The sequence below is a fragment of the Amaricoccus sp. B4 genome, from assembly GCF_043226085.1.
Taxonomy (GTDB): Bacteria; Pseudomonadota; Alphaproteobacteria; order Rhodobacterales; family Rhodobacteraceae; genus Amaricoccus.
Genome location: NZ_CP171225.1, coordinates 75,241 through 97,073, shown reverse-complemented (window position 1 = coordinate 97,073; position 21,833 = coordinate 75,241). Strand labels below are relative to the sequence as shown.

19 protein-coding genes are annotated in these 21,833 nt (G+C 69.6%); 11 read left to right on the top strand and 8 right to left on the bottom strand.

Annotation, left to right across the window (positions count from 1 at the left end; all coding sequences use genetic code 11):
• Window positions 1–42: 42 nt before the first annotated feature.
• The 7 genes from ACF66B_RS00445 to ACF66B_RS00415 all read left to right on the top strand — a co-directional run bounded on the left by ACF66B_RS00445 (window position 43) and on the right by ACF66B_RS00415 (window position 6,812).
• On the top strand, window positions 43–1,068 hold the full coding sequence (locus ACF66B_RS00445; RefSeq protein ID WP_111428764.1) for a metal ABC transporter solute-binding protein, Zn/Mn family: 1,026 nt from the start codon (window positions 43–45) through the stop codon (window positions 1,066–1,068).
• Window positions 1,069–1,143: 75 nt separating this feature from the next.
• Window positions 1,144–1,800 carry a DUF1007 family protein gene (locus ACF66B_RS00440; protein ID WP_111428765.1) on the top strand — a complete coding sequence of 219 codons (657 nt, stop codon included), beginning with the start codon at window positions 1,144–1,146 and terminating at the stop codon, window positions 1,798–1,800.
• Window positions 1,791–2,696: a hypothetical protein gene (locus tag ACF66B_RS00435; RefSeq protein WP_111428766.1), complete on the top strand. Its 906-nt coding sequence runs from the start codon at window positions 1,791–1,793 to the stop codon at window positions 2,694–2,696. The genes ACF66B_RS00440 and ACF66B_RS00435 overlap by 10 nt, the downstream gene beginning before the upstream one ends.
• A gap of 115 nt (window positions 2,697–2,811) precedes the next feature.
• A complete protein-coding gene (gene eno, locus ACF66B_RS00430) occupies window positions 2,812–4,089 on the top strand; it encodes a phosphopyruvate hydratase (protein WP_111428767.1) in 1,278 nt (425 codons plus the stop codon).
• A gap of 33 nt (window positions 4,090–4,122) precedes the next feature.
• Window positions 4,123–4,761 (top strand): thiamine phosphate synthase, encoded by a 639-nt coding sequence (locus tag ACF66B_RS00425; RefSeq protein ID WP_111428768.1) that lies wholly within the window; start codon window positions 4,123–4,125, stop codon window positions 4,759–4,761.
• Between the two features lie 89 nt (window positions 4,762–4,850).
• Complete coding sequence (locus ACF66B_RS00420) at window positions 4,851–5,600, top strand: SDR family NAD(P)-dependent oxidoreductase (protein ID WP_111428769.1); 750 nt, start codon at window positions 4,851–4,853, stop codon at window positions 5,598–5,600.
• A 213-nt stretch (window positions 5,601–5,813) separates the two neighbouring features.
• Window positions 5,814–6,812, top strand: a complete 999-nt coding sequence (locus tag ACF66B_RS00415) for an AraC family transcriptional regulator (RefSeq protein ID WP_111428770.1) — start codon at window positions 5,814–5,816, stop codon at window positions 6,810–6,812.
• Here ACF66B_RS00415 and ACF66B_RS00410 read toward each other — a convergent pair.
• From ACF66B_RS00410 to peaA, 6 genes are read right to left on the bottom strand one after another with little or no spacing between them, the layout of a single operon-like run.
• Window positions 6,707–8,461 carry an ABC transporter ATP-binding protein gene (locus ACF66B_RS00410; RefSeq protein WP_111428771.1) on the bottom strand — a complete coding sequence of 585 codons (1,755 nt, stop codon included), beginning with the start codon at window positions 8,459–8,461 and terminating at the stop codon, window positions 6,707–6,709. The two genes, ACF66B_RS00415 and ACF66B_RS00410, sit on opposite strands and share 106 nt — an antisense overlap.
• Complete coding sequence (locus tag ACF66B_RS00405; protein WP_392663640.1) at window positions 8,458–9,123, bottom strand: S8 family serine peptidase; 666 nt, start codon at window positions 9,121–9,123, stop codon at window positions 8,458–8,460. Before ACF66B_RS00405 ends, ACF66B_RS00410 begins: the two co-directional genes overlap by 4 nt.
• Window positions 9,120–10,205, bottom strand: a complete 1,086-nt coding sequence (peaD, locus tag ACF66B_RS00400) for a quinohemoprotein amine dehydrogenase subunit beta (protein ID WP_111428772.1) — start codon at window positions 10,203–10,205, stop codon at window positions 9,120–9,122. The genes ACF66B_RS00405 and peaD overlap by 4 nt, the downstream gene beginning before the upstream one ends.
• A gap of 4 nt (window positions 10,206–10,209) precedes the next feature.
• Window positions 10,210–10,536 carry a quinohemoprotein amine dehydrogenase subunit gamma gene (gene qhpC / locus ACF66B_RS00395; RefSeq protein ID WP_111428773.1) on the bottom strand — a complete coding sequence of 109 codons (327 nt, stop codon included), beginning with the start codon at window positions 10,534–10,536 and terminating at the stop codon, window positions 10,210–10,212.
• On the bottom strand, window positions 10,533–11,966 hold the full coding sequence (gene peaB / locus ACF66B_RS00390) for a quinohemoprotein amine dehydrogenase maturation protein (protein ID WP_111428774.1): 1,434 nt from the start codon (window positions 11,964–11,966) through the stop codon (window positions 10,533–10,535). The genes qhpC and peaB overlap by 4 nt, the downstream gene beginning before the upstream one ends.
• 9 nt (window positions 11,967–11,975) lie before the next feature.
• Entirely contained in the window at window positions 11,976–13,532 is a 1,557-nt protein-coding gene (peaA, locus tag ACF66B_RS00385; protein ID WP_111428775.1) for a quinohemoprotein amine dehydrogenase subunit alpha, read from the bottom strand.
• 229 nt (window positions 13,533–13,761) lie between these two features.
• On the opposite strand from peaA, the gene ACF66B_RS00380 reads away from it, so the two are divergent.
• On the top strand, window positions 13,762–15,051 hold the full coding sequence (locus ACF66B_RS00380) for a pilus assembly protein CpaD (protein WP_111428776.1): 1,290 nt from the start codon (window positions 13,762–13,764) through the stop codon (window positions 15,049–15,051).
• Window positions 15,052–15,996: 945 nt separating this feature from the next.
• Here the strand turns inward: ACF66B_RS00380 and ACF66B_RS00375 are convergent.
• Window positions 15,997–16,644: a glutathione S-transferase family protein gene (locus ACF66B_RS00375; RefSeq protein ID WP_111428777.1), complete on the bottom strand. Its 648-nt coding sequence runs from the start codon at window positions 16,642–16,644 to the stop codon at window positions 15,997–15,999.
• A complete protein-coding gene (locus tag ACF66B_RS00370) occupies window positions 16,644–18,326 on the bottom strand; it encodes an AMP-binding protein (protein ID WP_111428778.1) in 1,683 nt (560 codons plus the stop codon). Before ACF66B_RS00370 ends, ACF66B_RS00375 begins: the two co-directional genes overlap by 1 nt.
• A 120-nt stretch (window positions 18,327–18,446) precedes the next feature.
• Between ACF66B_RS00370 and ACF66B_RS00365 the strand changes: the two genes are divergently transcribed.
• From ACF66B_RS00365 to ACF66B_RS00355, 3 genes are read left to right on the top strand one after another with little or no spacing between them, the layout of a single operon-like run.
• A complete protein-coding gene (locus ACF66B_RS00365) occupies window positions 18,447–19,079 on the top strand; it encodes a TetR/AcrR family transcriptional regulator (RefSeq protein ID WP_111428779.1) in 633 nt (210 codons plus the stop codon).
• Window positions 19,061–20,224: an isovaleryl-CoA dehydrogenase gene (locus ACF66B_RS00360; protein ID WP_111428780.1), complete on the top strand. Its 1,164-nt coding sequence runs from the start codon at window positions 19,061–19,063 to the stop codon at window positions 20,222–20,224. The genes ACF66B_RS00365 and ACF66B_RS00360 overlap by 19 nt, the downstream gene beginning before the upstream one ends.
• Window positions 20,221–21,831: a carboxyl transferase domain-containing protein gene (locus ACF66B_RS00355; protein WP_111428781.1), complete on the top strand. Its 1,611-nt coding sequence runs from the start codon at window positions 20,221–20,223 to the stop codon at window positions 21,829–21,831. The genes ACF66B_RS00360 and ACF66B_RS00355 overlap by 4 nt, the downstream gene beginning before the upstream one ends.
• Window positions 21,832–21,833: the final 2 nt, after the last annotated feature.

Sequence of the window (21,833 nt, the reverse complement as noted above, 5' to 3'; positions counted from 1 at the left end):
CCGCTTGCAACCACATTCAGAGACCGCCTGGAGATCCGACTCATGAACTTTCGTCTGCACACGCTTCTCACAACGACGGCGCTCGCGGCCGCGGCAGGCCATGCCGGGACGGCCGGGGCCGCGCCGCGGGTGGCGGCCGATATCCTGCCGGTGCAGTCCATCGCCGCGCGGGTGATGGCCGGGGTCGGCGCGCCTGACCTCATCGTGCCGCCCGGCGCCTCGCCGCACGGCTATGCGATGCGGCCCTCGGAAGCACGCATGCTGGGGGACGCCGACATCGTGTTCTGGAGCGGCAACGGGCTCGCCCCGTGGCTCGAAGGCCCGATCGAATCGCTCGCAGGCGATGCGATCGTGCTCGACCTGACCCAGGCGCCGGGCGTAAGGCTTCTGGCATTCCGCGAAGGGGCAACCTTCGAGCCTCATGTGCATGACGATGCGCATGACCACACCGAGGGCGCACACGACGAACACGACCATGACGAACATGGCCATGACGAGCACGGCGACGAGGATCACGCGCACGAGGCCGAGGCGGACCACCATCACGAAGGCAACGATCCGCATATCTGGCTCGATCCCGAGAATGCCGTCGCGATGGCCGAGGCAATGGCGGATGTGCTCGCGACGAGCGACCCGGACAATGCCGAGACCTATCGCGACAATGCCGCCAGCTTCCAGGAAGACATCGCCAACCTCGAAACGGAGATCTCCGAGGAACTCGCCCCGGTATCGGAGAAGCACTTCGTGGTCTTCCACGACGGCTACCACTATTTCGAGGCGCGGTTCGGGGTCGAGGCCAGCGGGGCGATCTCGCTCAGCGACGCCTCGACACCGAGCGCGGCGCGCGTGGCCGAGATCCGCGACCGGATCCGCAGCGGCGACATCACCTGCGTCTTCGCCGAGCCGCAGTTCGACCCCGCGCTGATCCGGACCGTGATCGAAGGGACGGAGGCCCGCGCCGGCACGCTCGATCCGCTCGGATCGCATCTCACGCCCGGGCCGGATCTCTATCCCGAACTCCTCCGGAACCTCGCGGACAACATGAGCAGCTGTCTCGCGGGCGAGTGACTTGCCGAACGGGGCGGCGGCGGCCTAGAGAAGCGGGACGCACCGCCCTTTTGCCGAGACGCCGCCCCGTTCCCCATGCCCGAACCCCGCCGCGCCCGTTTCCGCACCGGCCTCGCGCTGGCCGCATGTCTCTCCGCCGGATCGGCGGCGGCGCATCCGCATGTCTTCATCGACGGCGGCGCAAATCCGGTCTTCGATGCCGAGGGCCGGATCACCGCGCTTCATGTCACCTGGATCTACGATCCGTTCACGTCGCTCTACATGGCCGAGGAACTGGGCTTGCCTTCCGATCCGGATACGCCGCTGAGCGCGGAGGAGCGCGCCAGCCTTGCCCGCTACCAGACCGAGTGGACCGAGGGTTTCGAGGGGGACAGCTATCTCACCCGCGACGGCACGCCGGTCGCGCTGTCCGGCCCGCTCGAGGCGGATGCCGAAATCTCGGAGGGCCGCGTGGTGATCCGTTTCCTCCGCCGGGTCGAGACGCCGTTCCGTCCCGCGCCCGAAGCCGAGATCGCCGTCTACGATCCGAGCTACTACACCGCCTATGCCATCACCGATGCGCCCGAAGCCGAAGGCAACGCGGCGGGGTGCAGTCTCACGCTCGATCCCTTCGAGCCGACACAGGATCTCGCCGCGCTCCAGCAGAGCCTCTTCGACATCCCGGCCGATGAAGATCCGGATCAGGACCTGGGCGGGCTCTTTGCCGACCGGATCGAGATCCGATGCGACTGACCGCCATTCTCGCGCTGCTCGTGCTTGCGGCGCTGATCGCCTTCGTCTGGTGGAGCGGCGCCTACCAGACCCTGCTCTGGTGGGCCGCGCGCCAGCAGCATGTGGTCCAGACGGCGCTCGCGAGCCGGATCCAGGCCCTGCGCTCGGGCGACGGCGCAGCCTTCTGGTCGCTCGTGGGGCTCTGCGCCGGCTACGGGTTTCTCCATGCGCTCGGCCCCGGACACGGCAAGCTTCTGGTCACCGGCGGCTCGCTTGCGACGCAGGTGAGCGCGCGGCGCATGGCGCTGATCGCGCTGGCGGGCAGCCTCGCGCAGGCCGGCGCCGCGATCCTCATCGTCTATGGCAGCCTCGCGCTGCTTTCGGGCACGGTGAAGGGCACGATGGCCGCAAGCGAGGGCTGGATCACCGCATTCGGCAATGCCGCCATCGCGCTTATCGGCGGCTGGCTGCTCCTGCGGGGCGCCCGCGGGATGCGGGCAGCGCTGCGCGCCGGGCACCATGCTCATGATCCCGGCCATGGCCCAGGATGCGGCTGCAGCCATGCCCACGGGCCGGATCCCGAGGCGGTCGCGCGCGCCGCGGGGCCGATGGATACGGCGCTGCTCATCTTCGGCATGGCGGCACGCCCCTGCACCGGGGCGCTGATGATCCTCGTCATCGCCTGGCGCATGGATCTGCGGCTGGCGGGCGTGGCCTCGGTCCTCGCGATGGGGCTCGGAACGGCGGCCTTTACCGCGCTCGTCGCCGTTCTCGCGGTCACGAGCCGCGACACCGCGCTCTTCGCCACCGGCGGCGGACAGGCGGGCCGCATCGCCGCGCCGGCGCTCCAGATCGGCGCCGGTCTCACGATTCTCGTCATCGGGGCCAGCCTCGCTTCCACCGCGCTGCCCGGGTAATTCCTGGCTTTTTCGCCCTCTCCCTCGTTCAAATTGCGGTTTTCACCGCGTTGCGAGTGGTCTAACAGGGTGCAATCGGGATGCTATGCAACGCGACCTTGGGAGCATGCTTAATATGTCAGTCATCATAGATATCGTTGGCCGAGAGATTCTCGACAGCCGGGGCAACCCGACGGTCGAAGTGGATGTGCTGCTCGAAGACGGCTCGATGGGCCGCGCCGCGGTGCCGTCCGGAGCCTCGACGGGGGCCCACGAAGCGGTCGAGCTGCGCGACAAGGATCCCAAGCGCTACGGCGGCAAGGGCGTGCTCAACGCCGTGCGCTCGGTCAACGGGCCGATCTCCGACGCGCTGACCGGGATGCCTGCCGTCGAGCAGGTGCATATCGACCAGGTGATGCGCGATCTCGACGGCACGGCCAACAAGGGCCGCCTCGGCGCCAACGCCATCCTCGGCGTGAGCCTCGCCTGCGCCAAGGCCGCGGCCCAGACCCTTGGCATGCCGCTCTATCGCTATATCGGCGGCACCAACGCCCGCACCCTGCCGGTGCCGATGATGAACATCATCAACGGCGGCGAGCACGCGGACAACCCGATCGACATCCAGGAATTCATGATCATGCCGGTCGGCGCCGAGAGCATCGCCGACGCGGTCCGGATCGGCGCCGAAGTGTTCCACACGCTCAAGAAGGAGCTGAGCGCCGCGGGCCACAACACCGGCATCGGCGACGAGGGCGGCTTCGCGCCGAACCTGCAGACCGCCAACGAAGCGCTCGACTTCATCATGAAGTCCATCGAGAAGGCCGGCTTCAAGCCGGGCGAGGATGTCTATCTCGCCCTCGACTGCGCGGCGACCGAGTATTTCAACGACGGCGCCTATCACATGAAGGGCGAGGGCGTGACGCGCTCGGTCGACGAGAACGTCGCCTATCTCGCGGGCCTCGTGGACAACTACCCGATCATCTCGATCGAGGACGGCATGTCCGAGGATGACTGGGACGGCTGGAAGAAGCTCACCGACGCGATCGGCGACCGCTGCCAGCTCGTCGGCGACGACCTCTTCGTCACCAACACCGAGCGCCTGATCCAGGGCATCGAGAAGGGCATCGCCAACTCGATCCTCGTGAAGGTGAACCAGATCGGCTCGCTCACCGAGACGCTTGAGGCCGTCGATATGGCGCACCGCGCGCGCTACACCGCCGTGATGTCGCACCGCTCCGGCGAGACGGAAGATTCCACCATCGCCGATCTCGCGGTCGCCACCAACTGCGGCCAGATCAAGACCGGCTCGCTCTCGCGCTCGGACCGGCTGGCGAAATACAACCAGCTCATCCGCCTCGAGGAAGATCTGGGCGCCAACGCGATCTTCGCCGGCCGCTCGATCCTGAAGCGCTGAGCTCAGGGCACCGGCAGATGTGGGCGTGACGACATGTCGGACAATCCGCTTGCGAGACTTTACCTTGTCGCGCCCGCGCAGCCGGGGCTGAGCCGTTTTCCCGACGTGCTTGCCCGGCTGCTCGACAGCCATGACATCACCTGCGTCCGCATTGCCGCAGGTGATGCCGCCGAAGAGACGATTGCACGGACGGCGGACACGCTCCGCCCCGTCTGTCACGAGCGGGACGTGCCGCTGCTTCTCACCGACCATTTCCGCCTTGTGACGCGGCTCGGCCTCGACGGGGTGCATCTCTCCGACGGATCGCGAAAGGTGCGGGCCGCCCGCAAGGAGCTCGCCAAGGACGCGATCGTCGGCGCGCATTCCCATGCCTCGCGCCATGACGGCATGACAGCGGGCGAGATCGGCGCCGATTACGTGAGCTTCGGCCCCCTTACGCCCTCGAGCCTCGGCGATGGCACCCTTGCCCCGCTCGAGCTCTTCCAGTGGTGGTCGGAGATGATCGAGGTGCCGGTTGTGGCCGAAGGCGGGCTCACCCCCGAGATCGCAGGCGATCTCGCGAGGATCACCGATTTCATCTGCCTCGGCGACGAGCTCTGGTCGGATCCGGACGGGCCGGAGGCGGCGATGCAGCGCTTTGCCGACAGCCTCACGGCGCGCGCGGCCGGCTGAACCCGGCTGCGGGGCCCATTTCCCTCCGGCCGGATGACAGGGCCAGCCGCGGATACCGGGCGGCCTGAAACGGGAGGAAGGGAGCAGCCATGCAGAAGACCATCTTCATCAGCGGCGTGACCGCAGGCTTCGGCGCCGCCACCGCGCGGCGCTTCATCGCGGAAGGCTGGCGCGTGGTGGGAACCGGGCGGCGCGCCGAGCGGCTTGCCGAACTGTCCGGGGAGCTCGGCCCGGACTTCCACGCTGCCCGCTTCGATGTCCGCGACGAGGCGGCGATGCTGGCCGCCATCGAGGCGCTGCCCGAACGCTTCGCGGCGCTCGACGTTCTGGTGAACAATGCCGGCATGGCACTTGGCACCGCGCCGGTGCCGCAGACCAAGCTCGAGGACTGGAAGACGACGATCGAGACGAATGTGACCGCCTTCGTCACCCTCACCCACCACCTCATCCCGCGCCTCATTGCGCGCAAGGGCCATGTGGTGAACCTCTCCTCGATCGCCGCAACCTGGCCCTATCCGGGCGGAAATGTCTATGGCGGGACAAAGGCCTTCGTGCGCCAGTTCAGCCTCGGCCTGCGTGCCGATCTCCACGGCACCGGCGTGCGGGTGACCTCGATCGAGCCGGGCCTCTGCGAGAGCGAATTCACGCTCGTGCGCACCGGTGGCAGCCAGGAGGCCTATGACGCGCTCTACAAGGGTGCGCACGCGATCCAGCCCGAGGATATTGCCGAAACGATCCATTGGGTGGCCAGCCAGCCGCCGCATGTGAACGTGAACGCGATCGAGATCATGCCGGTCAGCCAGTCCTGGGCGCCGCTGCGGGTGCATCGCGACACCTGACCCCGGCCGGCGCGACGCGGGCCCGCGTCGCCCGCCAGAGGCATCCTGCCCAAAGCATCGCCACACTGCGCCGGTTTGCGCATCAGTGCGGCAACCGCAGGCTGAATCATGCGCACCCATGCCGGACCGGACACATTTTCGCGAGCTTCACGCCCGACATGACGGTATGATGACCCCTTCGGGAATCGGGTATTTCGGGCGGCTGGCGCGGCAATGTTCAGCTCTTGGATCAGCGAGGATGCATTCTGCGAACTTGCCGGGCGGCCCGGCTCGGGCGCGGCCGCCGCACCGGAGGCCGCCGAGACAGGCCTGCGCCCCCTTGCCGATTTCGTCCGCCATTTCGAGGAAGACCGCAGCACGAGCGAGGACGGCGCGCGCTCCTGGGTTCGCGGCGAGGGCTGCGATCTCGCCCAGCTCGGCCCCCTCGGCCAGGCGGTTCTCGCAAGCCGCACGCTCGGCGAGGCGCTCCGCACCTTCCAGCGTGGCTTTCCGGTCCTGCAGTCGGCAACCGAGATGACCTTCACCCAGCGTGGCGACGAGGTTCGCCTCGGCTACCGCGTGCTCGATCCGCGCATCTGGCCGCGCCGGGCCGATGCCGAACTCTCTCTGGGCGTGGTCCGCACCATCGCCGCACGCTACGGCGTGCCGAAGGATGCGATCGTCTCGGTCTCCTTCGAGCACGCCCCCGACCGCGACCCGCGAGGCCTTGCCCGGCATATTGGCCGCCTGCCGCGCTTCGGCGAGCCGGAAAACGCCGTGACCTTCGCCGCCCGCGCGCTCTCGGCCCGCCCCGTCGCGCCCCCGGCCCCGAACCGGCCTTTCGAGGAGCTCTGGGCCGCGATCGAGCATGCCCTGAAAGCCCGGCGCGCCGGCGACCCCGCTGCGCTGCGCGTCCGGCAGGCGTTGCTTGGCCGCATCGGCCGGGGCGATGTGAGCCAGCAGAGCATTGCCGCAGCACTCGGCCTCTCCGAACGCTCGCTGCGCCGGGCGCTCGCCGATGAGGGCGTCACGTTCAAGGAGGTGCTGGCGGAGTGCCGCAAGCTCCAGAGCGTTGCGCTGCTGCGCTATTCCTCCAAGGCGCTGAGCGAGGTGGCGCTGCTGCTCGGCTATTCCGACCAGACCGCGTTTTCCCGCGCCTTCGCGCGCTGGTACGGCATGTCGCCGAGCGAGTTCCGCCGCAGCGGTGCGGCCTCCGACAGCACGATCGTCTGAGTGAAGGCGCCCTCGCGCGCGGGGCCTGCATGGGCAATGAAGATTCGCAGCCGTTCACCGTGGGCCGCATCGATCCGGGTAAGGATGCGGCGGCAGGCGGCGGCATCGATCTCGGAAAAGCTCTCGTCGAAAATGAATACCCCGGAGGGCCGGAGCAGAGCGCGGGCAAGCGCGATCCGCTGGCGCAACCCGCCCGAAAGCGCGCTGCCGGTTTCGCCGAGCGCGGTGTCGAGCCCGCCGCGCGCCGCCGCCCAGTCCGCGAGATCGGCGACGGCCAGCGCATTCCAGAGCGCGACATCGGGGGCCTCCGGCGCACCGAGGCGCAGGTTCTCGGCAAGCGTTCCACGCAGGATCACCGGCCGCTGCGCCAGATGGGTGATGGCCAGAGCGCGGGAGGCAAGGCTCATCTCGGCCGCATCCCGCCCGTCGATCCGCACATGCCCGCCCGCCCGCGGCGCGCCGCCGTTGAGCAGCGCCATCAGACGCGACTTTCCGATGCCCGACGGCCCGTCGATCAGCACGCGCTCGCCCGCCCTGAGCGTGCAGCTCACCGGCGCGTGCCCGCCATCGGGTGCGGCGGCATCCTCGAATTCGAGCTCCTGCGGCCGGAGCGGGCAACTTGCCCCCGCCTCCAGCGGCGCCGCCGCGCCGATCACCCCCGAGAGCCGGTCGAGCGCCACGCGCGCCTTGGCCTGTGCGTGATAGAGACCGAGCAGGTTCCGCAGCGGGCCCGACATCATCGTGGCATAGGCGAGGAAGGCCACGAGCGTGCCGATCGGCCAGTCGCCGCGGATCACCAGCCAGCCGCCGACAAGCAGCACGGCTGAACGGGTGAGCGCCGAGATCATCTGGCTCACCGCACCGACCATCTCGCTCCACATCCGCTGGCGCGCGAGCACGCCGACCTGCTGTGTCTGCATCCCGTCGAACGCCGCCCGCCGCCGCCCGCCCGCACCATAGGCCCGCAGCGCGCCGAGCGTCGCGAGGCTTTCGGTCATGTGCGAGCCCAGCACGCCGCGCATCTCGCGCGCCTCCTCGGCACGGCTGTTGGTGCCGTCCCGGGCCCAGGAGAGAAAGGCAAGCTCGACCGGGGCCGCCAGCACCGGCAGGAGCGCGAGCCGCCAGTCGAGCAGCAGCATGAGCACCGTGCCGCCCGCAAGCCGGAACACCGCGTTGACCGCGACCAGCACCGAGTCGAAGGCAAAGCGCTGGATCTCTGCGCTGTCTCCGTCGATGCGGGCGACGGATTCCCCGAGCGGCAGATCGGGCAACAGCGGATCGCGGGCGAGCGCCGCGCCGAGCACGACGCCGCGCAGGTCCGCCAGCATGCGGGCGGAGGCGCGCAGATGCAGCATCCCGCTCACCATGCCGAGCCCGACGGAGCCGAGCCCGACCGCAAAGCTCACCGCCGCCCAGTGCAGGAGCGCGCCCATGTCCCGTGCCATGATGCCCTGATCGATGAGCGCCTTGGTGACCATCGGTGCGGCAAGCCCGAGCCCCGCCGCGACAAGCGCGCACAGAAGAACGAGCCCCGCGCCGGGCAGCGCGCGGGCCAGCACCGGCGCGATCCACTCGCCCGGCCCCTGCCCCAGAAGCCGCCCGGCAAAGGCGCTGGCGATCCGCGCGCCGGGTGCGGGCCGCGCGCTCATCCCGCGCGCCGCCGTTCCGGGCCGACGTGCCCGGCGCGACGCGCAAGCGCGGCGCGGGCCGCCGCAGGCGACGAGAGCTCGCCTTCCGCCGCCGCGATCGCCGCCAGATGGCCCGCGAGCCGCGCCGCGCCAAGGCTTGCGCCGGCCATGCCGCCGCCGCCCCGCTCCGGCGAATTGCACCACGCGCCGAAAAGCGCGGGCCCGAGTTGCGAGATCTCGTCCCAGCCGCAACGGGCATCGCCCGTCGCCGCGATGACGCCGGGATAGGCGGCCGGATAGCAGGGCCCGCCGCGCGCCGGGTGTGCGGCGACGATGACAAGCCCGGCCTCCACCGCCTCGGCGATCGCCGCACGCAGCACGGCACGATCGGCGCCGAGCCCGAGGCTGAGGCAGACGAGATCGGGCCGGGCGGAGCGCCCCGCGAGCCAGCGGAGGGCGGCGGCAACGCGCAGCGCGCTGGTGACGGGACGGTCGTCGAAGACCTGGGCATGCAGGATCGCGGCCCCCGGCGCGGCGCGGCGGATCATCCCTGCCACGGCGGTGCCATGGCCGAGCCGGTCCGGCCGCGCCGGGCGCGCGGACCCGTCGGGCGCGAAGCCGAGCGCATGGCCCGCCTCCGCCGCCGGGCCGCCGCTGTCGATCACGCCCACCCGGACCATCATTCGTCCCGCGTGAACATCCGGATGCTCGAGAGCGACATGGACGCGCCGCCCGGTATGTCGACCTGGCCCTTCTTCTCCAGGGTCTCCGCGTCATAGGCCGAGAGGTCCGAGAGCGCGCCACCGAGCCAGACCGTGCTTCCGTCGCTGCTCACGTTCACCGAATAGTAGCTGTGGGGCAGCGAGACGCGCTTGATCGAGGCGTTCTTCTCCAGATCGAAGCTCTCGAGCACGTTGTAGGCCCCGTAGGCGCGGGTCTTGTCCGGGCTTGCAGCGGTCGAGAAGTAGAAGACATCCATGATCCGCACCTCGCGCATGTCCATCGCGCCGGTCTCGAGATCGAGCGTGAGCATCCCCGTCCGCCAGGCCTCCGGATCCTCGAGGCTCATGTCGGCCCGCGCGGTGTAGAAGGGCGTGACCATCATGCCGGAGCTCTCGAACTGACTCCAGACATCGAGCACATCGGGCTGGAGATAGGTCTCGGCCTCCCAGGTCTGGATCGGCAGCGTGTCGATCTCCGCCCCGGTCTCGGCATCGAAGACATGCATCGCGCGCCCCATGCCATAGAGCTTGCTCCCGTCCTTCGAATACATCAGGAGCGTGATCTGCCGCGGTGCCTCGACCGTCGACTTCAGCTCGAGCGTCCCGGCATCATAGAACGCGATGCGGGTGGGCTCGACCTCGTAGCTCGTCATGCCGAGCTTCACCGGGCTCTGGTAGACCGCGAGCGTGGTGCCGTCGGGCGAGAGATCCAGGCCGAAGAGGCTCTTCACCCGCTCGCCCTCCGAGCTCATGTCGACCCGCGCCAGCGTCTCGCCGCTGACGAGGTCGACCTTCACGATGCTCTCGTACTTGTGGATGTTGACGAAGGCGCTCTTGCCGTCGGCGCTCACCACCGGCGTGCCCGGCAACGGCCCGGCGTCCTCGGGGAGATCGACCACATTGTCGATCTCCATCCTGTCGGCGCTGACGATCACCAGCTTGTTCGGCCGCACCGGCGCGAGCAGGTAGTCCGCGGCCCGGACCGGCAGGCCCGGCAGCACCAGCGTGGTGGCCAGCAGGGCGGAAAGCAGAGGTCGCGTCATGGGCTCAGCCTTTCGGTTCGGGGAAGACGGACTGGAGCTTGCGCCAGTCCTCGGTGACGTTCGCGGCCCCGTCGGTCCAGCCGGGATAGGTGTTGAGCGTGTCCGCCACCTGGGCCGGCCACCAGCAGGGATCGGCGCAGCCGTAGAGGTCCGCCTCCATCGGCTGGCAGAGATTGGACACCGCGCCGAAGGCATCGACCTCCCAGCCGGGATCGAAGGAGGTGGTGCAGCCCACGAGCGAGTTCATCGCGACGACCTCTTCCTCGCGGCCGTCCTCCTGGGCTTCGACGAATGCCTTTGCCTTCGCATTTGCAGGGGTGAGATGTTTCATGTCCTGGATTTCCTCGGCTCGAGATGGCTGCGGAAGAAGTCTGGGTTGGCCTGCATGATGCGCACATAGGCCTCGATGCCGAAATCGACCCAGTCCCGCATCAGATCGCAGTAGTGATAGACCGGCGCGAAGGGATCGCCCTGCCGCGCATAGGCTTCGTGATAGCACCCGCCCGCGCAGATCGAGCGGATCCGGCAGGTGCGGCAGCCATAGGCGCTGCGATCCTGCGCGCCCTCGATGAAGGCTGCGAGTTTCGGCACGTCGATCCCCTCGGCCACATTGCCGTAGGTCGGCTGGTCCGAGCCCACGAAGCGGTGGCAGAGATGCAGATCGCCCGCCTTGTCCACCGCCAGCATGCCGAGGCCCGCGCCGCAGGGCACCGCCTTCTTGGTGCCCTGGGCGATGTCGGTCAGCAGCTGGTGCATGTTCGAGAAGCCGATGTTCTCGCCCCGGCAGGCGGCTTCGGTGTAGCGCCGCCCGAGGGCCTTCATGTCCTCGAAGACCTGCGCCAGCGCCGGCCCGTCGAGATTGAAGACCGAGACCGGACCGGAGGTCGCCGGGCCGAAGCCCACCTCGGCAAATCCCAGCCCGTATTTCAGATGGTCGTGGATCGCGATCACATCGGTCACGCCGCGGGTGAGCGTCACCCGCGCGCCGACCGGGCGGCTGCGGTAGCGCGAGAGCAGCATCCGCACCTTCGTCGCCACCACGTCGTAGGTGCCCTTGCCGCCCACGGTGCGGCGGTTCACGTCATGGAGGGCCTTCGGCCCGTCCATCGAGACGGTGAGCGCGAAGTGATGCGCGTCGAACCAGTCGACCATCTCCTCGGTGAGCAGGGTCGCGTTGGTGGTGAGCGAGAAATCCACCACCTTGCCCTCCCGGGCCGCGCGCGGCCCGGCATAGGCGACCACCTCGCGGATGAGGGGCATGTTCGAGAGCGGCTCGCCGCCGAAGAAGACGACATTCACCCGGTCGCGGTCCCTCGCCTGCCGCATCAGCAGCTCGAAGGAGGCCCGCGCCGTCTCGAAGGCCATCTTCTCGCCCTTCGCGGGCACCGCGAGGTCTTCCTTGTAGCAGTAGGTGCAGGCGAGATTGCAGCCGGTGTTGACGTTGAGGATGATCGTCGAAAGCGGGATCTCCTCGACCCTGGCGATCGGGCGCGGGATCTCGGGCGTGGCCGCATCCCGCAGGAGATCGAGGGCGAGGAAGCTCTCCACGCATTCGGCGAGCGCCTCGGGCCCGTGCCGGCCGCCAAGCTCGCTGCGCATGATGTCGCTGTCGACCTGGGCATGGCGGCGGAAGAGGTCGTAGACGTCGCGGCTCGCGGCGTCGAGTTCGAAGAGGCTCGTCGTCGGCACATGCATCAGCATCGCATGGCCATCGACATCCACCCGATGGGCGTTGTGGCGGATGAGGGTCAGATCTCCCATGGCATCACCTCAGCGGATCGGAGTGTCGACGAAGCGCTGCACGGTCGCATAGAGATGCGCCTCGCCCGTCAGGCTCTCGCCGCCATCCTCGACGGTGGCGATGACCTTGAGGTTGCCCGCGTTGTTGGTCGACATCGGCCGCTCCGGGTTGGGGCCGGCATCGCCCGGCGTGAAGAGACCGGCCGCGTCGATCGTGCCCGCGAATTTCGCGTCCTCCATTTCGGCGGCGGCCTCGTCGAAATTGTCGACCGACCAGCCTGCCGGGAAGATGCCGACCGGAATGTCATCCTCGGTCGCCGGAGCGCCGTCCGGCCCGTTGAGCCAGCCCATGGCCTCGAACTGCGCCGGCACCTTCGGGATCGGGCCTCCATTGCCGCCGATGCGCGCCATGGTCAGCTCCGGCACCACCGAGATCCGGTCGAGCGTGTCGTAGACGACGAGCGGATCGGGCGCCTCGAGCCCGCCCAGGCCGATCGCGACCGGCCCGAGCGCATCGGCCGCCGTGAGGGACAGCACGACCTCCTCGGCGCTCGCGCGCACCACCTCGCCGCTCACCCCCTCGGGCAGGACGGGATCGCCCGAAAGCCCTGTGCCGGTGATCCGCACCTCGGCGGTCTCGCCGGCGCGAAGATGGGCGGGGCTGACCGCGAGGATCGCGGGCGCGGCGGTTTCGGGCCGCGCCACGAGGCGGCCGCCGATGACGTCATGCTCGGTCTCGAACCAGCGGCCCTCGAGCGTGCCGTCGGCGGTGAGCGCGAAGACCTGGCGGATCGGGGTCTCGCCATTGCTGAGCGCGGCACGCCATTCGCCCGCGCCGAGGAGCAGGCCGGTGCCGCTGTGGCTCGTGCTTCCGTCCGCGAAATCGAGCGCCATCGTCACGTCATACATGTCGCCCGCGGCGGCCAGCGTGAGGGTGCCGGAATAATCGCCGCGGCCGGGCATGCGGCCCGCGACGACCCAGGTGCCGGAAAGATCCGTCTCGGCCGCGGCAGGCGCCTCGCCCAGCGGGTAGTGTTCGGCGAGATAGGGGATGATCTCGGACTGCGCGATCCCCCACCAGTCGCGGTCGCGGGCGAGCGCCTGGTATTCGAGGGTCGGGAACTGGCCGAGATGGAAGTTCACCAGATGCTCCCAATCCTCCGGCGTCCGGCGCTGGAGCGCGACACGGGCGTAGGAATGGCAGCGGCCGCAGGTCTCGGTCATGAGCTGATCGGGGCCCGCGTCGGAGGCCACCGGCTCCTTCTCGAGGATGTAGCGCCAGCCGTCGGTCTCGGCGACGCTGAGGCCGTGGGTATCGGAGAGGTAGCGCACCACCGCGATGCGGTCCTCGTCGGTGAGCACGACGGCATGGTTGCGCATCATCCGCACCACGGTCATGTCCCAGGCTTCGGGGGTCTTGCGGACGGCGTCGATGCGCTCGTAGCCGCCGTCTGCGGTCTTCGCGTGGCAGCTGGAGCAGACGTTCTCCAGAACCTCGGCGCCGTCCTGCGCGACGGCGGCGGGCGCGAGGCAGAGCGCCAGCAGGGCGCAGCCGGTCCGGAGGGCGTTGCGGGTGGGGGATCTCATCGGGCAGTCTTCCTCTGGCTGGGCGGAAGGCGCGGTGTCGCGCGCTTCGCCGGCTGGTGTTCCGGGGGAGGCGTGTGATGCTGTCACCCGAGCGTCATGCAGACCGGCGTCGCATTTCTTGACATTTCCGGCCAAACTCGGCGCCGGGGCGGCATTGGCCGGAAATGTCAAGAAATCGGCCCGCCGCAGGGCGAGCCTTGCCGGAGAAAGCAGCAGAGGGACGGAACGGATGGGGCTTGCCTGCGATCTGGCGGTTCTGGGCGGCGGCCCGGCGGGGGCGGTTTCGGCGCGGCTCGCGGCACGGGACGGGCTTCGCGTGATCCTCGTCGACCCCGGGCGCGGACCCCGGCGCATCGAGGGCATGAGCCCGCGCCTGCACCGCTGGCTCGCGGGCGAAGGGCTGCTCGAGGGGCTCGACGGGCTGATCGGCCCCCTGCCCCGGCAGACCGACTGGTCGGGGCTCGGCGCGGCGGTCAATGGCGAATTCCTGGTCGAGCGCGCGGCCCTCGACGCCCATCTCCGCGCCGCGGCCGTCGCGGCGGGGGCGGAGGAGATCCGCGGCAGCGGGCGGCCGGAGCCGGGCGGGATCAGGCTCGCGGACGGGCGGTGGATCGCGGCGGCGCAGGTGCTCGATGCCCGCGGCCGGGCCGCCCATGGCGCGGAGGCCGCGGCACGGCGGGGGCCGGTGCCGACCCTCTCGATCTGCGCCTTCGTCCTGTCGGAGCGTGGGCCAGAGCACGGGCCGGTCGCGCCGGGGCTCCGGATCAGCGCCCTGCCCGAGGGCTGGATCTGGCGGGCGGCGCTGCCCGACGGGCGGATCTGGGCGCAGCTGACCGTCGATGCCGCATCGCCGCTCCCGCCCGAGGCGCGCCTGCGGACCGCTCTGGCCGCGAGCGCGCCCGAGCTCGGGGACCCGAGGCTCGAGGGCGCGCCGCTGGTGCGGGCTACCGCGCCGGTGCTGCCCGCACCGCTCGACGATCTCGCCTGCCTGCCGGTCGGAGATGCCTTTGCCGCGATGGATCCGCTCTCGGGGCACGGCCAGTTCTGGGCGGTGTCGAGCGCGCTGGCGGCGGCGGCGGTGCGGCGGACGCTGGCGGCGCGGCCGGGCGCCGGGAGCGAGGCGCTCTGCCGCCGGTTTCTCGCCGAGCGGGCACAGGAAACCTGCCTGCGCAATGCCCGGATCGGGCGCGATTTCCTGCGCCTCGAGACCCGGTTCGCGGATCGGCCGTTCTGGGCGGCGCGGCGGGACTTCCCGGACGACCGGCCCGCCCATGACCTGCCCCCGGCGATCCGCATCGAGACGGCGGCCGTGGTCCGGGGCGGGCTCGTCGAGGAGATGGAGATCCTGAAGACGCCGCGCACCCCGGCCGGCATCGGCTGGTTCGGCGAGATCCCGGCGGCGGAGGCCTTCCGCATGCTCCGCGACGGTCGGGCGGAGGCCGAAAGCCGGGCGCGCTTCGGGCTCGCGCCGGAGCGGCTCGCGGCCCTCCTCGCGCGGGAGGAAACGCCGCTCCTGTAAGGCCACGGGGGCGGTGAAAGCGGGGCGTTTCACCGTGAAAATCAAAAAACTCCTTTGTTTTTACTATATTTTCCTAGTTAACATATCATGAATGGCGGGGGTGGACCGGCCTTTTGCCCGTGTGGCGGGAGGGGACGTCGCGCCCTCTCTGGCGGCTGTCGTTTCGCGGGAAGGAAGCACCTGCGCGTATTGGGCGGGGGGCGCTGCACGACCGGGATGAAAAGCGGGTCGGCGCCCGGGGCGGGGAAGAGCATTGCCCTGTCTGACGCGTCCGCCCTGTGGGGAGGGCAGCGCCCGACCCTGGGGGGCGCGGAAGCGCCCTCCCTGGGGGAGGGTCGGGCGCTGCCCGGCGCGGGCGCCGGGCGGGACGGTGGAGATGGGTCCCACGGCTCAGGGGAGGCTGGTGCCCATGCTGGACCTGTCGGGATGCGGCCACGGTATCGCTCATGGCCTTCGGGCGCGGCACGCGCGGGATGGTGGAGATGGGTGGGCCTGGATCAGGGAGCGTTGCGCGCACGACGGACCTGTCGGGATGCGGTCGCGGTGGCGCTCAGGGTCATTGGGCGCCGGGCACGAACGGCGGACGGGACGGTGGAGATGGGTGGGCCCGGATCAGGGAGCGTTGTGCGCAAGACGGACCTGTCGGGATGCGGTCGCGGTGGCGCTCAGGGTCCTTGGGCGCCGGGCACGAACGGCGGACGGGATGGTGGAGATGGGTGCGCCCGGATCAGGGAGCGATGTGCGCGGGCCGGACCTGTCGGGACGCCGCCGCGGTGGCGCTCAGGATCCTCGGGCGCTGCCCGGCGCGGGCGTGGGGCGGGAGGGTGGAGATGGGTGCGGCCGGATCAGGGGGCGGTGTGCTTGGGCCGGGCCTGTCGGGACGCCGCCCTTGGGGAGAGCGGCGGCCGGGATTCGGGCGGGGTGGTGGCACGCGGGGGGCGCGGATCAGGGGGCGAGGAGTTCGGCGAGGCTCGAGCCCTGGGCGCGTTTGGCGGCCTGAAAGCCGGGGCGGGCCTGCAGGCGCTGCCAGTAGGCGGTGACATTGGGGCCGAAGCGCGGCGCCAGGCCGAGGAAATCGGCCAGCAGCAGCGCGAAGCCCACGGAGATGTCGGCGCCGGTGAAGCGATCGGCGCAGAGCCAGTCCCGGCCCTCGAGCCCGGCCTCGACCCGGCGCAGGCGCGCGCCGAACCAGCGGCCGTAATCCTCCGCCGCCTGATCGGCGCGGCCCGGCTCGAACCGGGTGTAGCGCAGGACGATGGCGAGCGGGAAGGTGAGCGCGGCCTCGCCGAAATGCAGCCAGTCAAGCCAGGCGCCGAACTCGGGCTCGGAGATCCCGAGCGCGAGCCCCGCCTCCGGGTAGCGCTGCGCGAGATACTGCACGATGGCGACGCTCTCGAGCATGAGGACCGCGCCCTGCCGGAAGGCGGGCACGGTGCCGAGCGGATTCACGGCGAGATAGTCCGGCGCCTTCGCCCGCGGCGGAAACGGCAGCGGGTGAAGGGTGTAGCCGACGCCGATTTCCTCCAGCGCCCAGAGCACGCGAAAGGACCGTGTGTCCGCCGCATGCCAGAGTTCGATCGGCGTATCGGTCATCACGCGGTCTTCTCGCCCTGAAGCCCGAGGGTTTCGCTCACTTCCGAGCGCAGGATGAACTTCTGGATCTTGCCGGTCACGGTCATCGGGAACTCCTCGACGAACTCCACATAGCGCGGCACCTTGTAATGCGCGATCTGGCCGCGGCAGAAATCGCGCACCTCCTCGGCGGTGAGCGAGAGATCGCTGGTGATGATGCAGGCGCAGAGCTCCTCGCCGTATTTCTCGTCCGGCACGCCGATCACCTGCACGTCGCGGATCTTCGGGTGGGTGTAGAGGAATTCCTCGACCTCGCGGGGATAGATGTTCTCGCCGCCGCGGATCACCATGTCCTTCGAGCGGCCGACGATGTTGCCGTAGCCCTCCGCGTCGATCACCGCGAGATCGCCGGTGTGCATGAAGCCGTCGGCGTCGATCGCCTCGCGGGTGCGCTTCTCGTCGTCCCAGTAGCCCTTCATCACCGAATAGCCGCGGGTGCAGAGCTCGCCCGTCTGGCCGCGCGGCACCGTGTCGCCGTTCCAGTCGACGATCTTCACCTCGCAATGCGGCTGCACGCGCCCGACGGTGGAGACGCGGCGCTCGATCGGGTCGTCCATGCTGCTCTGGAAGGAGACGGGGGAGGTTTCGGTCATGCCGTAGGCGATGGTGACGTCTTCCATGCCCAGCTCGCCGATCACCTTCTTCATCACCTCGATCGGACAGGGGCTGCCGGCCATGATGCCGGTCCTGAGGCTCGAGAGATCGAGCGCGGTGCGGTCCGGGTGGTCGAGCACGGCGATGAACATGGTCGGCACGCCGTAGAGGCCGACGCAGCGCTCCTCGGCCACCGCCGCGAGCACGGCGCCGGGCTCGAAGGCATCGGAGGGATAGACCATGGTGGCGCCGTGGGTGAGGCAGCCGAGATTGCCCATCACCATGCCGAAGCAGTGGTAGAGCGGCACCGGGATGCAGAGCCGGTCGCCGGGGGCGAGCGCGATCGCCTCGGCGACGAAGAAGCCGTTGTTGAGGATGTTGCGGTGGGTGAGCGTCGCGCCCTTCGGCGCGCCGGTGGTGCCGGAGGTGAACTGGATGTTGATCGCGTCGGTGTTCTCGAGCGTCGCGCCCAGCGCCTGGAGGGCGTCGCGTTCCTCGGCCGTGGGCGGGGCGAGCAGATCGTCGAAGCGCAGGAAGCCCGGCGCCGTCTCCGCGCCGAGGCTGATCGGGAATTCGAGGCTCGGGAGCCGCGCGGCGGCGAGTTTCGGGGCGCCCTCGGCGAGTTCGGGCGCGAGATCGTTCAGCATCGCGACATAGTCGCTCGACTTGAAGTGCCGGGCGGTGATGAGCGCGCGGCAGCCCACCTTGTTGAGCGCGTATTCGATTTCCGAGCGGCGGTAGGCCGGATTGATGTTGACGAGGATGAGGCCCGCCTTGGCGGTGGCGAACTGGGTGAACACCCATTCGGCGCAGTTGGGCGCCCAGATCCCCACCCGGTCGCCCCGCTCGAGCCCGAGGCGCAGCAGGCCGCAGGCGAGCGCATCGACCTTCTCGCGCAGCTCCGCCCAGGTGAGCCGGATGTCCTGGTGGCGCGCGATCAGCGCGGGCGTCTCGGCATGGCGCGCGGCCTGCGAATCGAAGAAGGCGCCGATCGTCTCCTCGATCAGCGGCACGTCGGTACGGCCCTTCACATGGGCGAGTTCAGTCATGGGTGTCCTCCCGGTTGTGCCGTGTTTCCGGCGGGTTCGTCCGCGCCCTGCCGCCTTCCCTGTTGCATTCGGGGTTTGAAGCTGGCATAGGTGAATGAACGATCGTTCACTGGAAGATAGATGAACAGCGACGCAAACACAAGACGCAAGGACACGCGCGGCGAGATCAGCGGCTGTGCGCTCCGGCTTTTCGCCGAGCGCGGCTATGCGGCGGTCTCGATGCGCGACATTGCCGAGGCGGTGGGGGTGCGGCAGGGGGCGATCTACAATCATTTCGCCAGCAAGCAGGAGCTGCTGGCCGAGCTGATGACCAGCCATCTCGAAGCGGTGCTGCGCGCCCACGAGGCCGCACTTGCCGGCGTCGCCGGGCCGGTCGCGCGCCTCGAGGCCTTCGCGCGGTTCCATGTCGGCTACCACCTCGACTACCCGGCGGATGTCTTCATCGCCTACATGGAGCTCCGCAGCCTCGAGCCGGAGGGCTTCCGGCGGATCAACGCGATGCGGAGCCGCTACGAGGGCACGCTCCGGGCGATTCTCGCCGAGGGCGCCGCGGCGGGGCTTTTCTCGATCGGCGACCCGGCGGTCCATGCCCGCGCGCTGCTCGCCATGCTGACCGGCGTGACGGTCTGGTACCGCGAGGGCGGCCGGCTCGATCGTGCAACCATAATCGAAGACTATGTCCGGGCCACGCTGCAGAGCGTCGGGCTGCGGATGCCAAGGGGAGGAGACAAGGAATGTTCGACGCAACCATGAATTTCGCGCTCGGCGAGGATGTTGCCGCGCTGCGCGACACCGTGCGCCGTTTCGCGCAGGACCGGATCGCGCCGCGGGCGGCGGAGATCGACGCGACCAACACCTTCCCGATGGAGCTCTGGCGCGAGTTCGGCGAGCTCGGGCTGCTCGGGATCACCGTGCCCGAGGAATTCGGCGGCGCGGACATGGGCTATGTCGCCCATTGCGTCGCGATCGAGGAGATCTCGCGCGCCTCCGCCTCGGTGGGGCTGTCGTACGGGGCGCATTCGAACCTCTGCGTGAACCAGATCAAGCGCAACGGCAACGCCGCGCAGAAGGCGAAATACCTGCCGAAGCTCGTCTCGGGCGAGCATGTGGGCGCGCTGGCGATGAGCGAGCCCGGTGCGGGCTCGGATGTCGTCTCGATGAAGCTCCGGGCCGAGAAGAGGAACGACCGGTTCGTGCTCAACGGCAACAAGATGTGGATCACCAACGGGCCGGATGCCGACACGCTCGTCGTCTATGCCAAGACCGATCCGGCGGCCGGGCCCAAGGGCATCACCGCCTTCCTGATCGAGAAGGACTTCACGGGGTTCTCGACCGCGCAGAAGCTCGACAAGCTGGGGATGCGCGGCTCGAACACCTGCGAGCTGGTGTTCGAGGATTGCGAGGTGCCGTTCGAGAACATCCTCGGCGAGGAAGGCGGCGGCGTGAAGGTGCTGATGAGCGGGCTCGATTACGAGCGCGTGGTGCTCGCCGCCGGGCCGCTCGGGATCATGGCGGCCTGTCTCGACGTGGTGGTGCCTTACGTCCACGAGCGCGAGCAGTTCGGCCGGCCGATCGGGACCTTCCAGCTCATGCAGGGCAAGCTTGCCGACATGTATGTGACGATGAACGCCTGCCGGGCCTATGTCTATTCGGTGGCGGCCGCCTGCGACCGGGGCGAGACCAGCCGCAAGGACGCCGCGGGCTGCATCCTCTATGCCGCGGAGAAGGCGACGCAGGTGGCGCTCGAGGCGATCCAGGCGCTCGGCGGCAACGGCTACATCAACGACTACCCCACGGGGCGGCTGCTGCGCGATGCCAAGCTCTACGAGATCGGCGCGGGCACGAGCGAGATCCGGCGGATGCTGATCGGGCGCGAGCTTTTCGCGGAAACCGCATGAGCCGGGTTCTGAAAAGCCATGTCTCCACCCGCTCGGAGGGCTTTGCGGCCAACCGGGCGGCGATGGAGGCGCAGCTCGCCACCGTCCGCGAGGCGGCCGGGGCAGCGATGGCGGGCGGCGGCGAACGCTCGCGCAAGCGGCACCTCGCGCGCGGCAAGATGCTGCCGCGGGACCGGGTGCAGAATTTCCTCGACCCCGGCGCCCCCTTCCTCGAGGTGGGGATGCTGGCGGCGAACGGGCTCTATGACGGCGAGATCCCGGCGGCGGGCGCCATCGCGGGCATCGGCCGGGTCATGGGCCGCGAGGTCATGGTGCTTGCCAACGACGCGACCGTGAAGGGCGGGACCTATTTCCCGCTCACGGTCAAGAAGCACCTCCGCGCCCAGGAGATCGCCGAGCAGAACCACCTGCCTTGCGTCTATTTCGTCGACTCGGGCGGGGCGAACCTGCCGAACCAGGACGAGGTCTTTCCCGACCGCGACCACTTCGGCCGGATCTTCTACAACCAGGCCAACATGAGCGCCAAGGGCATCGCGCAGATCGCGGTGGTCATGGGCTCCTGCACCGCGGGCGGCGCCTATGTTCCGGCGATGAGTGACGAGACGGTCATCGTGAAGGAACAGGGCACGATCTTTCTTGCCGGGCCCCCGCTCGTGAAGGCCGCGACCGGCGAGAGCGTGACCGCCGAGGAGCTTGGCGGCGGCGATCTGCACACCCGGCTTTCGGGCGTGGCGGACCATCTGGCGCAGGATGACGCGCATGCGCTCGTGCTCGCGCGCCGGATCGTCGGCAATCTCGCCCCCGGCCGCCCGACGCCTGTCCGGCTCGAGACGCCGGAGCCGCCGGCCTATGACCCGGCCGAGATCATGGGCATCGTGCCGGCCGATCCGAAGATCCCCTACGACATCCGCGAGGTGATCGCGCGCATCGTCGATGGCAGCCGGTTCGACGAGTTCAAGGCCCGCTTCGGCGAGACGCTGGTCTGCGGCTTTGCCCATCTCCACGGCATTCCGGTGGGCATCATCGCCAACAACGGCGTGCTGTTTTCCGAGAGTGCGGTGAAGGGGGCGCATTTCGTCGAGCTCTGCTCGCAGCGGAAGATCCCGCTCGTGTTCCTGCAGAACATCACCGGCTTCATGGTCGGGCGCAACGCCGAGGCCGGCGGGATCGCCCGTCATGGCGCGAAGCTCGTCACCGCGGTGTCCACCACCGCCGTTCCGAAGATCACCATGCTGGTCGGCGGCTCCTATGGCGCGGGCAACTACGGCATGGCGGGCCGGGCCTATTCGCCGCGCTTCCTCTGGACCTGGCCCAACAGCCGCATCGCGGTGATGGGCGGCGAGCAGGCGGCGAAGACGCTTGCGATCGTCAAGCGCGAGGCGATGGCCCAGCGTGGCGAGAGCTGGACGGATGCCGAGGAGGAGGCCTTCCGCCGCCCGACGGAGGAGATGTTCGCCCGGCAGAGCCACCCGCTCTATGCCTCGGCCCGGCTCTGGGACGACGGCATCGTCGATCCGGCGAAGAGCCGGGAGGTGCTGGCGCTCTCGCTCGCCGCAACGTTGAACGCGCCGATCCCGGATACCCGGTTCGGCCTCTTCAGGATGTGACG

Coding starts and splice junctions, on each gene's coding strand:
- ACF66B_RS00360 (WP_111428780.1), top strand. CDS start 19,061: ATGTTCGACGCAACCATGAATTTCGCGCTCGGCGAGGATGTTGCCGCG.
- qhpC (WP_111428773.1), bottom strand. CDS start 10,536: ATGAAACATCTCACCCCTGCAAATGCGAAGGCAAAGGCATTCGTCGAA.
- ACF66B_RS00405 (WP_392663640.1), bottom strand. CDS start 9,123: ATGATGGTCCGGGTGGGCGTGATCGACAGCGGCGGCCCGGCGGCGGAG.
- ACF66B_RS00410 (WP_111428771.1), bottom strand. CDS start 8,461: ATGAGCGCGCGGCCCGCACCCGGCGCGCGGATCGCCAGCGCCTTTGCC.
- ACF66B_RS00435 (WP_111428766.1), top strand. CDS start 1,791: ATGCGACTGACCGCCATTCTCGCGCTGCTCGTGCTTGCGGCGCTGATC.
- peaD (WP_111428772.1), bottom strand. CDS start 10,205: ATGACGCGACCTCTGCTTTCCGCCCTGCTGGCCACCACGCTGGTGCTG.
- peaB (WP_111428774.1), bottom strand. CDS start 11,966: ATGGGAGATCTGACCCTCATCCGCCACAACGCCCATCGGGTGGATGTC.
- ACF66B_RS00380 (WP_111428776.1), top strand. CDS start 13,762: ATGGGGCTTGCCTGCGATCTGGCGGTTCTGGGCGGCGGCCCGGCGGGG.
- ACF66B_RS00440 (WP_111428765.1), top strand. CDS start 1,144: ATGCCCGAACCCCGCCGCGCCCGTTTCCGCACCGGCCTCGCGCTGGCC.
- eno (WP_111428767.1), top strand. CDS start 2,812: ATGTCAGTCATCATAGATATCGTTGGCCGAGAGATTCTCGACAGCCGG.
- ACF66B_RS00425 (WP_111428768.1), top strand. CDS start 4,123: ATGTCGGACAATCCGCTTGCGAGACTTTACCTTGTCGCGCCCGCGCAG.
- ACF66B_RS00420 (WP_111428769.1), top strand. CDS start 4,851: ATGCAGAAGACCATCTTCATCAGCGGCGTGACCGCAGGCTTCGGCGCC.
- ACF66B_RS00415 (WP_111428770.1), top strand. CDS start 5,814: ATGTTCAGCTCTTGGATCAGCGAGGATGCATTCTGCGAACTTGCCGGG.
- ACF66B_RS00370 (WP_111428778.1), bottom strand. CDS start 18,326: ATGACTGAACTCGCCCATGTGAAGGGCCGTACCGACGTGCCGCTGATC.
- ACF66B_RS00445 (WP_111428764.1), top strand. CDS start 43: ATGAACTTTCGTCTGCACACGCTTCTCACAACGACGGCGCTCGCGGCC.
- ACF66B_RS00375 (WP_111428777.1), bottom strand. CDS start 16,644: ATGACCGATACGCCGATCGAACTCTGGCATGCGGCGGACACACGGTCC.
- peaA (WP_111428775.1), bottom strand. CDS start 13,532: ATGAGATCCCCCACCCGCAACGCCCTCCGGACCGGCTGCGCCCTGCTG.
- ACF66B_RS00355 (WP_111428781.1), top strand. CDS start 20,221: ATGAGCCGGGTTCTGAAAAGCCATGTCTCCACCCGCTCGGAGGGCTTT.
- ACF66B_RS00365 (WP_111428779.1), top strand. CDS start 18,447: ATGAACAGCGACGCAAACACAAGACGCAAGGACACGCGCGGCGAGATC.